Below are 14,691 nucleotides of genomic sequence, written 5' to 3'. Positions count from 1 at the left end.
GCACCGCGTCGCGCGGCATTCGGATCACAACCACGATGATGTGGGCCCGGTTCCTGCGAACCGGGCCGCAGGCGGTCAGACGGCCACGTTGTCCGAATGGACGGGGTCGTTCACGCCGCAATCGGCCGCCGCGCCGCCCACCTTGCGCTTGCGCTTGGGCTCGATGCTGTCGGGAATGGCCGCGTTCTCGTCGATGAAGTCGAGGACCAGCGGGCGGATGTTCAGCCGCCAGGACTTGCCCGCGAAGATGCCGTAATGGCCCGCGCCGGGTTCCAGATGCTGCACCTTCCTGGCGTCGGGCACGCCCGTGCACAGGTCCAGCGCCGCGACGCATTGGCCGGGAGCCGAGATGTCGTCATTCGCGCCTTCGACCGTCATGACGGCGACATCGGTGATCCGGCCGATGTCGACCGGCCGCCCCTCCACGGTGAAGCGGTTCTGCGCGATCTCCAGATTCTTGAAGATGCGTTCGACCGTAGACAGGTAGAATTCGGCCGTCATGTCCATCACGGCCAGGTATTCGTCGTAGAACCGGTTGTGCTTGTCGCCCTCGCTGGCGGTGCCGCGCGCCTCGGCATAGATCTGCTCGATGAAGGCGCGGGTGTGGGTCTCCATGTTCATGGTGATGAACGACGACAGCTGCGCCAGCCCCGGATAGACCATCCGCCCCGCGCCGCGATACTTGAAGCCCACGGACTGGATGGCCAGGTGCTCCAGCTCGCCCATGGTGATGCGGTTGCCGAAATCGGTCACCTCGGTTGCGGCGGCGTCCGGATCGACCGGGCCGCCGATCAGCGTCAGGGTGCGGGGCTGGGCCGCGGGATCGTCCTCGGCCAGGATGGCGGTCGCGGCCAGTGCCAGCGGCGCGGGCTGACAGACCGCGATGACGTTCACGTCCGGGCCCAGGTGGCGGATGAAGTCGACCAGATAGCGGGTATAGTCCTCGACGTCGAACTTGCCCGCGCTGACGGGGATGTCGCGCGCATTGTGCCAGTCGGTCACGTAGAGCTCGCAGTCGTTCAGCAGCGACGTCACGGTCGAGCGCATCAGCGTGGCGTAGTGGCCCGACATCGGCGCGACCAGCAGCACCTTTCGGGGCAGGGGATCGCGGCGGGCGACGCGGAAATGGATCAGGTCGCCGAAGGCGCGGCGGATCACCGGCTCGACATAGACGATGTGGTCCTGCCCGTCCTCTCCGGTGATGGGGGGGATGCCCCAGTCGGGCTTGGTCACCATGCGGGCGAAGCTGCGCTCGGTCACCCGGCCCCAGGCCCCGAGCATGCGGAAGGCGGGATGCGGGACCAGCGCGAAGGCGGGGTAGGAACCGATGGCCCGCGCGGTGGCGCCCATCCATTCGTTGGTGGTTCGGATCGTCTCCATCGCGTCGTAGGACACGATGCCTCGGAGGCCTTTGACCGGCATGGCTATCCCCATTCACTGCACTGCGGCACCTGATCTGCGCGCGGAAGGCGGCTTGGACGGGGACAGAAGCCGGGTTTACGCCTTGCCTGCGCTGCGCATATCATGAGCGTATTCCTAGGGGGGTTTACGGATCATGGCAAGACGACCGGATGCGACGGGTAAAAATGTTGCGAAATCGCGCAGCAGATCGGCAACATCCGAAAAAGCCGCATCCGCGTCGCGTCGCGCCGCCAAGGCGGAGCAGCCTGCCGAGGATCAGCCCAAGGCCCGGAAGGCCGCGGCCCCCAAGGCGCCGGCCAAGCCGCGCCGCACCGCCAAGGCCGCCCCCCGGACGACCCCCAAGACCGCTGCCGGCACTGTCGATGGCACGCAGGCCCCCGAGCCCACGACCCCCGAACCTGCGACCCTGGGCGACCCCGATCCCGCCCTCGCCCCCGTGGCGACCGAGCCTGCCGCCGTCCACCGCTTGGCCGAGAATATCGAGCGGATCGAGGCCCTCGGGCACCGCCTGATGAGCGCGCTGGCGGAGCGCAACCTGCCCAATCCCGGCGTCGAGGGGCCCGGACCGGACCTCTACCTGACGGCCGCCAACGCCTTCCTGAAGACCCTGGCCGAACATCCCGCCAAGATGATCGAGACGCAGGTCGCCTTCTGGGGCCAGACGCTGTCGAACTATGCCCAGGCCCAGCAGGCGCTGGCCACCGGACAGGTCAGCGGCGATGACGAGGAGGGCCTTGCCGACCGCCGCTTTGCCAATCCGCTGTGGCGGACGCATCCCTATTTCAACCTGATCCGTCGACAGTACCTGACCAATGCCCGCGCGCTGCGCGAGGCGACCGACAGTCTGGAGCTGCCCGACCAGATCGCCCGGCGGCGCGTCGACTGGATGACTTCGCAGATCATCGACATGATGGCGCCGACGAACTTCTTGGCGACCAATCCCGACGCGCTGGAACGCGCCGTGCAGACCGAGGGCGAGAGCCTGGTGAAGGGTCTGGAGAATCTGGTCCGCGACGTGGAGCAGCATGGCGGCGAGATGATCGTGTCGCTGGCCGACCGTCGCGCCTTCACCGTGGGTGAGAACATCGGCACGGCGCCGGGCACGGTCGTGCATCGCGCGCCGCTGTTCGAGCTGATCCAGTACACGCCCACGACCCCCAAGGCCCATGCCCTGCCGCTGTTGGTCTTTCCGCCCTGGATCAACAAGTTCTACATCCTGGACCTGAAGCCGCAGAACAGCCTGATCCGCTGGCTGGTCGATCAGGGCCACACGCTGTTCGTCGTCAGCTGGCGCAATCCGGACGCGTCCATGGCCGAGACCGGGATGGAGGATTACGTCGCCGCCTATCTGGAGGCGATGGACCGCGTCCTGGCGCTGACGGGCCAAGCGCGGCTGAACGCGGTCGGCTACTGCATCGCCGGGACGACCCTGTCGCTGACGCTGGCCCTGCTGAAGCAGCGGGGCGACACGCGCGTCAACAGCGCGACGCTGTTCACGACGCTGACCGACTTTTCGGATCAGGGCGAGTTCACCAGCTTCCTTCAGGACGATTTCGTGGGCGGCATCGACGCCGAGGTGCAGCGCCACGGGTTGCTGCGCGCGCAGCTGATGTCGCGCACCATGAGCTTCCTGCGCGCCAACGACCTGGTCTGGGGGCCGGCGATCCGCAGCTACATGCTGGGCGAGACGCCACCCGCCTTCGATCTCTTGTTCTGGAACGGCGACAGCACCAACCTGCCGGGGCGCATGGCGATGCAGTATCTGCGCGGGCTGTGCCAGCAGAACGCCTTTGCCGGCGAGGGATTCGAGCTGATGGGGCACCGGCTGCACCTGTCGGACGTGACCGTGCCGCTCTGCGCCGTGGCCTGCGAGGCGGACCATATCGCGCCCTGGACGGATTGCTGGCGCGGCGTGGCCCAGATGGGCAGCGCGGACCGGACCTTCATCCTGTCGCAGTCGGGCCATGTCGCAGGCATCGTGAACCCGCCCACGCGCAAGAAGTACGGCCATTACCTCAGCGAGGGCGGCTTCGAGGGCGGGTGGGAGGCCTGGAGGGAGGCCGCGTCCTTCGACGATGGCAGCTGGTGGCCCAGTTGGGGGCGCTGGTTGGCCGATCGCGCGGGCCCGATGGTCGAGGCCCGCGACCCCGGCGACGGGCTGGAGCCCGCGCCTGGGCGTTACGTCCACGATCGGGCCGGGTAGGCGAGGCGGCGGATTTTTGCTGCGGCGCAGAAGAAATATCTTGAAATGCTGCGGTGCAGCATCCATATTGCCGTCATGGAATGGATAGCGGCGACCCGTTCCCCCGTCTTTCGGTCGCTGCAACGCAGGAGTGAACGATATGGCAAAGACCCCCGATTTCGCCAAGACCATGCAGGACATGATGGCCAACTTCCCCGTCGACACCAGCTCGATGCAGGACGCGATGAAGTCGCAGTCCGTGATGGGCGAGAAGCTGGCCCGTGTGGCGCTGAGCGCCGCCGAGCGTTCGACCGAGATCTCGGCCCGCTGGGCCAAGGACTCGATCGCGCGCATGGGCGAGCTGGCCGCGGTCAAGCAGGACCCGTCCGAATACGCCAAGGCGATGAGCGATTTCGCCTCCGCCTCGGCTGAGATGGCCGCCGAGCACATGGCTGCCTATGCCGAGGTCGCCAAGAAGGTCCAGATGGACACCGTCGACCTGATGCTGACCGCCGGCAAGGACATGGCCTCGGACGCCCAGAAGGCCGCCGAGAAGGCGACCCGCGACACCCAGGCCGCCGTCAAGAAGGCGACCGCGGCCGCGACCGACAAGTGATCTGACCCCCAGGGTCGGACCTGCGCAGGGGCGGCTTCGGCCGCCCCTTTTGCATATGCGGCAAGGCTGGGCTTTTTCCTTTGCGTTTTGCGGGTGCAGCTTTCATCATGACGCAAAGACGCATCCAGGGAAGCCACGATGGCCGCATCCACCGCGCCGCTGCTGATCAAGCGCTATGCCAGCCGCCGCCTCTACAACACCGAGACCAGCGATTACGTCACGCTTGAGGACATCGCCCGCTTCATCCGCGAGGGGCGCGAGGTCAAGATCGTCGACCTGAAGTCGGGCGACGACCTGACGCGGCAGTATCTGCTGCAGATCGTGGCGGAGCATGAGAGCCGCGGCGAGAACATCCTGCCGCTGGACGTTCTAACCGACCTTGTCCGCAGCTACACGACCAGCGCGCAGTCGGTGGTGCCGCAGTTCCTGGCGGCCAGCTTCGAGATGCTGCGCGACGGGCAGTCCAAGCTGATGGAGAACATGGCCTCGATGCCGAACCCGATGGCCTCCATGCCGGGTTTCGACGCGTTGCAGCGCCAGCAGCAGCTGTTCCTCAAGGCGATGATGGGCGGCTGGCGCGGCGGCAGTTCGGGCCCCATGCCCGAAGACGACGCCGGTGGGCCTGCCGCCTCCACCCCGGACGACGACCGCGACATGGCCGAGATCCGTCGCCAACTGGCCGAGTTGCAGAAGCGAGTCTCCAAGCTGTGACTACCGGCTTGCACCGCGCCGCGCGTCGGGCTAGACCCGCCTCACGGAGCGGTGGCCGAGTGGTCGAAGGCGCACGCCTGGAAAGTGTGTAGGCGGGAAACCGTCTCGAGGGTTCGAATCCCTCTCGCTCCGCCACTTTTTTCTCATGACCCGTTGTTTTTTAACTATTTTTGCGCACTGGTGCAGGCTTTCTTCCCCCGAAAATTCCCCCATTTGCTCTAGGAAGGCCGTAGCTTTTGACAGAACTTGGCGGAAAACGTATCACGGCTCTGGGCCTCGTTTGACTCTTGGTTCATCTAGGCTTTGGCCTAAGAGCCTTTGGTTGCACCCAGAGTAAAAAATGCGAGTTTTGACGAACGATAATCTAAGGCTGAAATCTGCGATGTGGGACGCCGCGAATACTCTTCGCGGCTCCGCTGTCGATCGGACGGATTGGAAGGGTTACATTCTTCCTTTGCTGTTCTTCAAGCGCATCTCCGACGTCTGGGGCGAAGAGACGGCTGAGGCTCAAGAGATTTATGGCGAAGCGGACCCCTCCCTGTTTGCGGAGGTGCACCGTTTCGTGCTGCCCGAGGGCAGTCACTGGAACGACATCAGGGAAGTCCCGGCCAACGTCGGCGCGGCGCTCCAGAAGGCGATGCAGGAGATTGAGCGGGCCAATCCGGACACGCTGTTCCGTGTCTTTGGTTCGGCCGACTGGGGAAACAAGGAGAAGTTCTCGGACGAGTTGCTGAAGGATCTGATCGAGGGCTTCTCGGAGATCGGGCTCGGCAACACCACCGTCAGCACCGACGTGCTCGGCGATGCCTACGAATATCTGGTAGGCAAGTTCGCCGACGTCACCCGCCGAAACAAGGCAGGCGAGTTCTACACGCCACGCAGCGTCGTGCGCATGATGGTCGAAATCCTCGACCCCCAGGAAAGCGAAAGCATCTACGACCCCGCCTGCGGCACGGGCGGCATGCTACTTGGGGCTATCGAGCATGTCATGCGCAAGGGCGGCGATCCGCGCACCTTCTACGGCAAGATCTACGGCCAAGAGAAGAACCTGACCACGGCCGCGATCGCCCGGATGAACCTTGTCCTGCACGGGATCGAGGACTTCCAGGTGGCCCGTGAGGACACGTTGCGGAGTCCGGCCTTCACGGACTCCAGCACGGGTGGCCTCGCCACCTTCGACTGCGTCATCGCAAACCCGCCGTTCTCGCTCAAGGAATGGGGGCGTGACCTGTGGGAGGCCGACCCCTGGGGCCGGGCCCAGTACGGCATCCCGCCCGAAAGCTACGGCGACTATGCCTTCGTCCAGCACATGATCGCGTCGATGGCGCCGACCGGGAACAGCCGCATGGCAGTCGTCCTGCCGCAGGGCGCGCTGTTTCGGAAGTCTGCCGAAGGCTCGATCCGGCAGGCCCTGCTGGAAAAGGACATGGTCGAGGCAGTGATCGGCCTAGCGCCGAACCTGTTCTACGGGACGCAGCTGGCCGGGTGCGTAGTTATCCTGCGCCGCAAGAAGCCTGAAGCCCGCAAGAACAAGGTCCTGATCATCGACGCCTCCAGTCTGTTCCGCAAAGGCCGGGCGCAGAACTTCCTCGATCAGGAACACAGCGACCAGATCGTCGCCTGGTTCCGTGCCTTCGAGGATGTCGAGGACCGTGCAAAGGCGGCGACGCTGGACGAGATCAAGAAGGAAGGCTGGACGCTGAACATCTCGCGTTACGTCCTGCCGCCCATTGGCCAGGATATCCCTCCGCTCCCCGAAGCCGTCGAGGCGTTCAAGGCAGCGCTGGCCGACGCTCGGGCGGCCGAGGATCACCTGCGCAAGGTGCTGGTCGAAGGAGGCTGGCTGCAATGAGCGGGCTGACCCAGCGCGAACTCGAAAGCTATCTCTGGGGCGCCGCCACCCTGCTGCGCGGGCTCATCGATGCCAGCGACTACAAGCAGTACATCTTCCCGCTCTTGTTCTTCAAACGTCTGTCCGACGTCTGGGACGGCGACTACCAGGAAGCCCTCGATGAAACCGGGGACGAAGGCTACGCGACCGCCACCGCCAACGACCGCTTCGTGATCCCCGAAGGCGCGCATTGGAATGACGTCCGTTCCGCGCCGCGCGATGTCGGGCGGGCGCTGCTTTCCGCCTTCCTTGCCATCGAGGCCGCCAACCCCGAACGCCTGCAGGGCGTTTTCGGCAATGCGAACTGGACCGACAAGGCCCAGATGCCCGACAGCACGCTGAAGAACCTGATCGAGCATTTCTCGAAACACGACCTCACCCTTGCCGCCGTGCCCGAGGACGAGCTTGGCAACGGCTATGAATACCTGATCAAAAAATTCGCCGATGACAGCGGCCATACCGCGCAGGAGTTCTACACCAACCGCACCCTCGTCCATCTGATGGCGCAGATGCTGGAACCCCAGCCGGGCGAGAGCATCTATGACCCCACCTGCGGCACCGGCGGCATGCTGATCTCGTGCCTGGCCGAGGTGAAACGGCGCGGGGGCGACATCCGCACCACCGGCCTCTACGGGCAGGAACTGATCACCATCACCGCCGCCATCGCGCGGATGAACCTCGTCATCCATGGCGTGGACGATTTCCACATTGCCAGCGGCAACACGCTGGCCACGCCCGCCTTCGTGCAGGGCGACCGGCTGCGCACCTTCGACGTGGTGCTGGCCAACCCGCCCTATTCCATCAAGAAGTGGAACCGCGGCGCGTGGGAGCAGGATGCCTGGGGTCGCAATTTCCTTGGCACCCCGCCGCAGGGGCGGGCGGATTACGCCTTCTTCCAGCACATCCTGTCGTCGATGCACCCGAAGACCGGGCGCTGCGCCATTCTGTATCCGCATGGCGTGCTGTTCCGCAATGAAGAGGCCGAGATGCGGCGCAGGCTGGTCGAATCCGACCGGGTCGAATGTGTGCTGGGGCTGGGGCCGGGGCTGTTCTACAACTCGCCAATGGAGGCCTGCGTGGTGATCTGCCGGTCGCAGAAACCCGAGGCGCGCAAAGGGCGTATCCTCTTCATCGACGCGGTGGCCGAGATTGCGCGCGAACGAGCGCAAAGCTTCCTGCGCCCAGAGCATCAGGCGCGCATCCTGTCTGCCTATCACGCCTTTGAGGGTGATCTCGGCTTTGCAGCGGTAGCGGATGTGGCCGATGTGCTGGCGGCGGACGGCAACCTGTCGATTGCCCGCTATGTGAAGCGGCCCAAGGCGGCGGTGGCGGGCGGTGCCACGCTGGCGGCGACCTGGGCGGCGTTTGATGAGGACGGGCGCGAGTTCTGGTCGGGCATGGACGCGCTGGTGGACATGCTCGATGGCCTGACACCTGCGGAGGATGCCGATGCTTGAGCGGCCGATTTCCAAGGCGGGGTGGACGCGCGTGCGGTTCGACCAGATCGCCACGCAGATCAACGACCGCGTCGACAACCCCGCCGAGGCCGGGGTGGACCGCTATGTCGGGCTGGAACACCTCGATCCCGACAGCCTGCGCATCCGGCGCTGGGGAGAGCCCACGGATGTGGAATCAACCAAGCTGCGGTTCCAGCCGGGCGACATCATCTTTGGCAAGCGGCGGGTCTATCAACGCAAGGTGGCAGTGGCGGATTTCGAGGGCATCTGTTCGGCACATGCCATGGTGCTGCGCGCCAAGCCCGGCGCGGTGCTGCCCGATTTTCTGCCCTTCTTCATGCAGAGCGACCTGTTCATGGAACGGGCGTTGAGCATCTCGGTCGGGTCGCTGTCGCCAACGATCAACTGGAAGGCCCTCGCCGCAGAGGAGTTCCTGCTGCCGCCGATCCAGGAGCAGGCGCGTTTCGTTGAGATTTCAGTTGCGGTCAATGACGCAATTGGCCATTTGCGTGATGTTTGGAACAGTCATCAGATTGCACTATCGTCGGCGACTGATGACATGATCAGGTCGGCTCTCAGCCATGCGAAAGAAGCATCTCAATCTAAAGAAAAATCACATGGCGGCATTGCATTCATCAGTGACGTCGCTCAGGTAATTGATTGCAAGCACAGGACCCCTGTATTCGTTGAAGCAGGTGTTCCAATGGTAGCCCCCGGCGACATCAAGTGGGGAAAGCTCAATCTGCAAAACTGCAAGCAGATCTCCGAAAGTGATCTGACGAAATTTATGGATCACTTGGATGTCGAGGATGGAGACCTCATCTTTAGTCGAAACCAGAGCTTTGGTATTGCCGCATATGTTTTGGGGCAGAGAAAATTCGCTTTGGGCCAGGATACGGTTGCCATAAAGCCGAGAGATGTAGGTTGGGAATATCTCTATCTTGCAATAAAATCAACGTATGTTCAAAAGCAAATTAGAAGGTTCTCCGCAGGGAGCACCTTTGGCCGAATAAACCTCGGTGATATCAGGAAATTGAGCATCCCACTACCTATTCATACGCTTGAAGCGCGCGCGACTTCACTTTTGAAGTCCTTTTCAGACTGTGAAGATGATGTGCACGCTCGGTTGAATGCTTTGATCGAAACCAGGCAGATGATTATTTCAGGTTTCTTTTCTGTGCCTGGAGGTGCTGAATGACCTTCACCGAAGCCAACACCGTCGAAGCCCATCTGCGCGACCTTCTCGCGGGCGCGGCCTCGGCCCGCCCGGCGCAACTCTCCATCGGCCTCGCCCGCACGGGCGGCAAGATCGCGGGCCTCGGCTGGCATTACGTCGCCCCCGCCAACCTTCCCCGCCAGCCGCAAGAGGTGCTGGTCGAACCCCATCTGCGCGACGCCCTGATCCGCCTGAACCCCGACATCGCCGCCAACCCCGGGCTGGCCGATGACGTGCTTTACCGTCTGCGCGCTATCGTGTTGGGTGCACGGTCGGACGGGCTGGTGAAGGCGAATGAGGAATTTGCCGCCTGGGCACTGGGCGAACGCTCGATGCCCTTCGGCGCGAATGGCGAACACGTCACCATCCGCCTGATCGATTTCGACGAGATCGAGAAGAACAGTTTTGTCGTCACCCAGCAGTTCACCATCCGGGCGGGCAAGACCGAAAAGCGCGCCGATCTGGTGCTGCTGGTCAACGGCATTCCGCTGGTCCTGATCGAGGCCAAGACGCCGGTGCGGTCCAGCCAAAGCTGGCTCGACGCCGCCATCCAAGTCCATGACGATTACGAGAAGAACGTGCCGGAGCTGTTCGTGCCCAACGTCCTTTCCGTGGCGACCGAGGGCAAGGAGTTCCGCTATGGCTCTGTCCGGATGCCGGTCGACATGTGGGGCCCCTGGCGCGACGGCGACGGCAAGCAATCGCTGGGCGAGGTTGAGAAAGCCGCCTGCTCGATGCTGCGCCCGGCGATGGTGCTCGACATGCTCGACAGCTTCACCGCCTTTGCCACGCAAAAGGGCAAGCACCGCATCAAGATCATCGCCCGCTATCAGCAGGTGGACGGGGTCAACAAGATCGTCGCGCGGGTGGTCGCGGGCCAGCCGCGCAAGGGGTTGATCTGGCATTTCCAGGGGTCGGGCAAATCGCTGCTGATGCTGTTCGCTGCGCGCAAGCTGCGACTTCATCCGGCGCTGAAGAACCCCACGGTGCTGATCGTGGTGGACCGGATCGATCTGGACAGCCAGATCTCGGGCACCTTCTATGCCGCCGACATGGCCAACATGGTGCGCACGGAAAGCCGCAAGGAACTCGCCGATCTGCTGGGCAAGGACGCGCGGAAGGTGGTGATCACCACGATCCACAAATTCGCCGAGGCAGATGGGGTGCTGAACGACCGTGACAACATCATTGTGCTGGTGGACGAGGCGCACCGCACGCAGGAAGGCGATCTGGGCCGCAAGATGCGCGACGCACTGCCGAATGCGTTCCTGTTCGGCCTGACCGGCACGCCCATCAACCGCGCCGACAAGAACACCTTCTACGCCTTCGGCGCCGACACCGACGATGGCGGCTACATGAGCCGCTACGGCCTGAACGACTCGATCCGCGACGGGGCGACGAAGGAGCTGCATTTCGAGCCGCGCTTGGTGGACCTGCACATCGACCAGAAGGCTATCGAGGAGGCCTATGCAGAGCTGACGCAGGGTCTGACCGACGAAGACCGGGATCGGCTGGGCAAGGCGGCGGCCAAGATGTCGATTTTGGTGAAGTCACCGAAGCGGATCGCCGCGATCTGCGCCGACATCGCCAAGCACTTCCAGGAGAAGGTCGCCCCGAACGGCTTTGGCGCGCAGGTGGTGACCTTCGACCGCGAGAGCTGTCTGCTCTACAAGCAGGAACTCGACCGCCACCTGCCGCCCGAGGTGTCGGACGTGGTGATCTCGGTCAACAGCGGCGAGCCCGAATATGCGGCCTTCAAGCGCGACCGCGATGCCGAGGAGAAGCTGCTCGACCGGTTCCGCGATCCTAAGGACCCGCTAAAGATCATCATCGTGACGTCGAAGTTGCTGACCGGCTTCGACGCGCCAATCCTGCAGACGATGTACCTGGACAAGCCGTTGCGCGACCACACGCTGCTACAGGCGATCTGCCGCACGAACCGCCCCTATGGTGAGCAGAAAACGCATGGCCTGATCGTCGACTACCTCGGCATCTTCGACGACGTGGCGCAGGCGCTGAAGTTCGATGAGGAGGGCGTGCAAAAGGCGGTGTCGAACATCGCCGAGCTGATCAACGCCCTGCCGACCGTCCTGCAGAAATGCCTCGCTTATTTCCCGGGCGTGGACCGAAGCCTGACCGGTTACGAGGGCCTAATCGCCGCGCAGGAGTGCATCCCGAACAACGACCTGCGCGACGCCTTTGCGGCCGATTTCTGCGTTCTGGCGCGGATCTGGGAGGCGCTGTCGCCTGATCCGGTGCTGACGCAATACGGAACCGACTATCGCTGGCTGGCGCAGGTCTACGAATCGCTGAAGCCCTCCAGTGGCACAGGGCGGCTGCTTTGGCATCGGCTGGGTGCCAAGACCATCGAGCTGATCCACGAAAATGTTCATGTCGACGCGGTCCGCGACGACCTCGATACACTGGTTCTAGATGCCGAACTGCTTGAAGCAGTCCTCGGCAACCCTGACCCGGAAAAGAAGGCCAAAGAAATCTCGGTCAAGCTGGCAAGCCGCCTTCGGAAGTATGCGGAAAATCCGAAGTTCAAGGCGCTGGGCGAACGCTTGGAGGACCTGAAGAACCGACATCAGCAGGGCCTGCTGATGTCGATCGACTTTCTGAAGGCGCTTTTGGCGCTGGCTAAAGAGGTGGTGAAGGCCGAGCGCGAGACGCCGGAAGAGGAGGACATCGATCGGGGCAAGGCGGCGTTGACCGGGTTGTTTGAGGAAGCCCGGAACGGCGACACGCCTGTGATGGTCAAGCGGGTTGTGGACGATATTGATGCAATAGTCCGCGAGGTGCGCTTCGAGGGATGGCAGGCGACCCATGCAGGTGAACGTGAGGTCAAGAAAGCTCTTCGGCAGACGCTCTTTAGCTACAAGCTACACCGAGACGCTGACCTATTCGAGAAGGCATACGGCTACATTCGCGAGTATTATTAGGGTCTTTTCCTATAGAGATTAGCCTCACAATGAGGGGATGGATCCAACGGTGCAACGTCGGCATCGTGACCTGCCACGGGGCGGAATACCTTGCGGCCACCCGTTGAATCCGCAGGGACCTCGCGGACGTTTGCTGTAAGTGCATTATGTGATCAGGGTTATTGTCCCTCATCAAGCTGGTGGGCGGAAAGTGGTCGATCGTTGGGCTCGTCGTGAACGGCTGCGTCGCGCAGAGAGTGTTCGTTCGTCTTGACCGAGGCAATGGTCGATATGGGGCCGCAAGCGGATCGTTCGTTGTGTGACCATCAACTACCGACAGTAGACGTTAACGTCCGCGTCTGCCCTGCCAGCCTCGCCGCGGAAGCCTGTAAAGAGACCAACTCAGCTTTCGGCGTCGTTCGCACAAGCCCACGGAAGTTCGATACATTTGACGTGCTCCCAGATTGCGATCGTAAAATTAGGTGAAGATATGCAATTCCTGCGCTTCGAAGGGCGATTATCGGCAGGGGTTGCCAGACCACCTTGCCGCTGTTTGTTAGCCGATAGAAATCGTCGGGACAAAAGCCTGCGCAGTGCGGTTCTGGTCGTAAAGCTTCATCGCGAGGTCCGCTTTTGGCATCCAGACTCGCCCCGTTTCCACTGCTGCGGAAGCCGGCAGTACCGGGAAAACATGCAGTAGCACGCCTTCCCCGTGATAAGCCTTGATCCGGTTGAAAAGGTCGCGCAGCAACCGTTTGTAGGTCCCGAGGTCATCCTTCCTCCGCATGATGTCATTTCCGGGCTGGTCGCAGGTGATTGACCAGATAGCGGTTTCTTCGCCCAAGGCCGAGGTAATGCGATCGTCATTTACTGTGGCGCTCAGGGCCAACTTCAACGCGACTGGCACATCTTTACGGCCGCTATACTCGTTCATTTTGTAAGCTATGCGCCGCTGGTCGGGCAGCCATTTCCAAGTGTCGGGTTCGCGGTGCTTCTGGTGCACGGAAACCGGCACAATGTCCCCTAGAAGCGTCCCGAGACGGATGAGCAACGGCTGAGGCGCTAAGGCGAAGACGCTGAGTTGGCGGATTTCCCGCTGCTCGATGCGCTCCTTGATCTTGCGCGCAAAAAGGCGCTCCAGATTCTCGTTCTGCTCGGTCCAGTAGGCTTCCTCGTGATCCTTGCGCTCCGAGCCGATCAACTCGATGTCGATTGTTCGGCCCTCCGCGGGGTGGTGATCCGGTGGCATAGCGCTGAAGATCGAACGGGTTGTCACCAAGGAGTCGCGCTGGCCGATAGTTGCCGCGAACCTGACAACATGGGAAACGCGGTCGACATCCATGTCTGTGACGATCTCGATCCGGTCCTCATGTTCCGCTTTCATAGCCAGGAGGACGTCCTCGGGATAGTCGGCCAGGTAGTCCACATCGATCGCCTTATGGTGAACGGGGCACATCAGCATCAGGTTGTCGATGTCCTGGGCAAGCAAGGGCGATCTGTCGGCATCACCCCTAGGCCCACCTGCTTCGTCGGCGACAATGTGAGCGATGTAACCGAACTTGCCCTTGCGCTTGCCAGCGATCAGGTTACCGATCAGCAGCTTATTACATCCACGGAACTGGCACCGCCCTGCAGCCTTTGCCCAAAGCGCGTTTGCAACTTTTGATGGAATAGCAGTCTTGGACATGTGGACCTTTCAATTGCCGCACTGAAAGCGACACCTTTCAGATGAATATTCTCTTCGATCGTGGCACCGGTTCGTCAATCATCTCGACGCGTTTCGGGTGCTGGCCGCGTATGAACAGGTATGTCCCCACCTGCAACATCACGAACATCCGCAGCCGAACGATCATCAAAACCGAAAAATCGATGTTGCCGACGTCCTCAACCATCGCCTGCATGGTACTGATGTCGGTCGTGCTCGGACTTACCGGAAAGCTTGGATGGGAGTGCCATTCACCCAAGTAGTTGAAGCGACTGAAGTTATTGCCATTCTTCTCAAAGAAGGCTTCCAGTGCCTGAGTGTGCAGTTCCGGGCGGCGCTCGAAGTACGCGCTCTCGCCGCCCCTCGGGTCCACGGTGACGTCCACGATCCGAAATCGCCCTTCGTCGTCCAATTGCTCGGCGAGCAGCAGGCCCCCAGTTTCCCGGCGTCCTGATAGGGACAGTTCTTTGCAAATTTTCTTGCGGACAGAACTAGGGCCTGTTGACGTTCACCGCAGCCGAATGATGGTTGCAGCGATGGCGACGAAGGCTGAGAAGCTGCTGTCTGTCT

9 protein-coding genes, 1 tRNA gene and 1 pseudogene are annotated in these 14,691 nt (G+C 62.5%); 8 read left to right on the top strand and 3 right to left on the bottom strand.

Annotation, left to right across the window (positions count from 1 at the left end):
* Positions 1–75: 75 nt before the first annotated feature.
* A complete protein-coding gene (gene phaZ / locus AC2SGK_RS08880) occupies positions 76–1,422 on the bottom strand; it encodes a polyhydroxyalkanoate depolymerase (protein ID WP_488323218.1) in 1,347 nt (448 codons plus the stop codon).
* Positions 1,423–1,555: 133 nt separating this feature from the next.
* Here phaZ and phaC point away from each other — a divergent pair, with 133 nt between their 5' ends.
* The 8 genes from phaC (at position 1,556) to AC2SGK_RS08840 (ending at position 12,437) form a co-directional block, all read left to right on the top strand.
* A complete protein-coding gene (gene phaC, locus AC2SGK_RS08875; protein WP_488323217.1) occupies positions 1,556–3,625 on the top strand; it encodes a class I poly(R)-hydroxyalkanoic acid synthase in 2,070 nt (689 codons plus the stop codon).
* A gap of 139 nt (positions 3,626–3,764) precedes the next feature.
* Positions 3,765–4,220 (top strand): Phasin, encoded by a 456-nt coding sequence (locus AC2SGK_RS08870; RefSeq protein WP_411838825.1) that lies wholly within the window; start codon positions 3,765–3,767, stop codon positions 4,218–4,220.
* Positions 4,221–4,358: 138 nt separating this feature from the next.
* Positions 4,359–4,931, top strand: coding sequence for a polyhydroxyalkanoate synthesis repressor PhaR (phaR, locus tag AC2SGK_RS08865; protein ID WP_488323216.1), 573 nt, complete (start codon positions 4,359–4,361; stop codon positions 4,929–4,931).
* Between the two features lie 45 nt (positions 4,932–4,976).
* Positions 4,977–5,066: transfer RNA gene (locus tag AC2SGK_RS08860), tRNA-Ser, on the top strand.
* A gap of 247 nt (positions 5,067–5,313) precedes the next feature.
* A complete protein-coding gene (locus AC2SGK_RS08855; protein WP_488323215.1) occupies positions 5,314–6,783 on the top strand; it encodes a type I restriction-modification system subunit M in 1,470 nt (489 codons plus the stop codon).
* The gene (locus tag AC2SGK_RS08850) at positions 6,780–8,279 is read left to right on the top strand and encodes a type I restriction-modification system subunit M (protein ID WP_488323214.1); all 1,500 of its coding nucleotides are present in this window, start codon (positions 6,780–6,782) and stop codon (positions 8,277–8,279) included. The genes AC2SGK_RS08855 and AC2SGK_RS08850 overlap by 4 nt, the downstream gene beginning before the upstream one ends.
* Positions 8,272–9,477: a restriction endonuclease subunit S gene (locus tag AC2SGK_RS08845; protein ID WP_488323213.1), complete on the top strand. Its 1,206-nt coding sequence runs from the start codon at positions 8,272–8,274 to the stop codon at positions 9,475–9,477. Before AC2SGK_RS08850 ends, AC2SGK_RS08845 begins: the two co-directional genes overlap by 8 nt.
* Entirely contained in the window at positions 9,474–12,437 is a 2,964-nt protein-coding gene (locus AC2SGK_RS08840) for a type I restriction endonuclease subunit R (protein ID WP_488323212.1), read from the top strand. The genes AC2SGK_RS08845 and AC2SGK_RS08840 overlap by 4 nt, the downstream gene beginning before the upstream one ends.
* A 535-nt stretch (positions 12,438–12,972) precedes the next feature.
* Here AC2SGK_RS08840 and AC2SGK_RS08835 read toward each other — a convergent pair.
* Positions 12,973–14,103 (bottom strand): SAVED domain-containing protein, encoded by a 1,131-nt coding sequence (locus AC2SGK_RS08835; protein WP_488323211.1) that lies wholly within the window; start codon positions 14,101–14,103, stop codon positions 12,973–12,975.
* A 37-nt stretch (positions 14,104–14,140) separates the two neighbouring features.
* Positions 14,141–14,602, bottom strand: a pseudogene (locus AC2SGK_RS08830) (Mov34/MPN/PAD-1 family protein); the annotation flags it as partial.
* Between the last annotated feature and the right edge of the window lie 89 nt (positions 14,603–14,691).

The sequence above is a fragment of the Paracoccus sp. NIOT.M2S5SZ12 genome, assembly GCF_057748165.1.
The sequence above is the reverse complement of the archived record's forward strand: the minus strand, read 5'-3'. Positions and strand labels throughout refer to the sequence as shown.

What these genes read in the sequence shown, in the direction of transcription:
- AC2SGK_RS08870 (WP_411838825.1), top strand. Translation starts at nt 3,765, where the DNA reads ATGGCAAAGACCCCCGATTTCGCCAAGACCATGCAGGACATGATGGCC.
- AC2SGK_RS08850 (WP_488323214.1), top strand. Translation starts at nt 6,780, where the DNA reads ATGAGCGGGCTGACCCAGCGCGAACTCGAAAGCTATCTCTGGGGCGCC.
- phaR (WP_488323216.1), top strand. Translation starts at nt 4,359, where the DNA reads ATGGCCGCATCCACCGCGCCGCTGCTGATCAAGCGCTATGCCAGCCGC.
- phaC (WP_488323217.1), top strand. Translation starts at nt 1,556, where the DNA reads ATGGCAAGACGACCGGATGCGACGGGTAAAAATGTTGCGAAATCGCGC.
- AC2SGK_RS08855 (WP_488323215.1), top strand. Translation starts at nt 5,314, where the DNA reads ATGTGGGACGCCGCGAATACTCTTCGCGGCTCCGCTGTCGATCGGACG.
- phaZ (WP_488323218.1), bottom strand. Translation starts at nt 1,422, where the DNA reads ATGCCGGTCAAAGGCCTCCGAGGCATCGTGTCCTACGACGCGATGGAG.
- AC2SGK_RS08840 (WP_488323212.1), top strand. Translation starts at nt 9,474, where the DNA reads ATGACCTTCACCGAAGCCAACACCGTCGAAGCCCATCTGCGCGACCTT.
- AC2SGK_RS08835 (WP_488323211.1), bottom strand. Translation starts at nt 14,103, where the DNA reads ATGTCCAAGACTGCTATTCCATCAAAAGTTGCAAACGCGCTTTGGGCA.
- AC2SGK_RS08845 (WP_488323213.1), top strand. Translation starts at nt 8,272, where the DNA reads ATGCTTGAGCGGCCGATTTCCAAGGCGGGGTGGACGCGCGTGCGGTTC.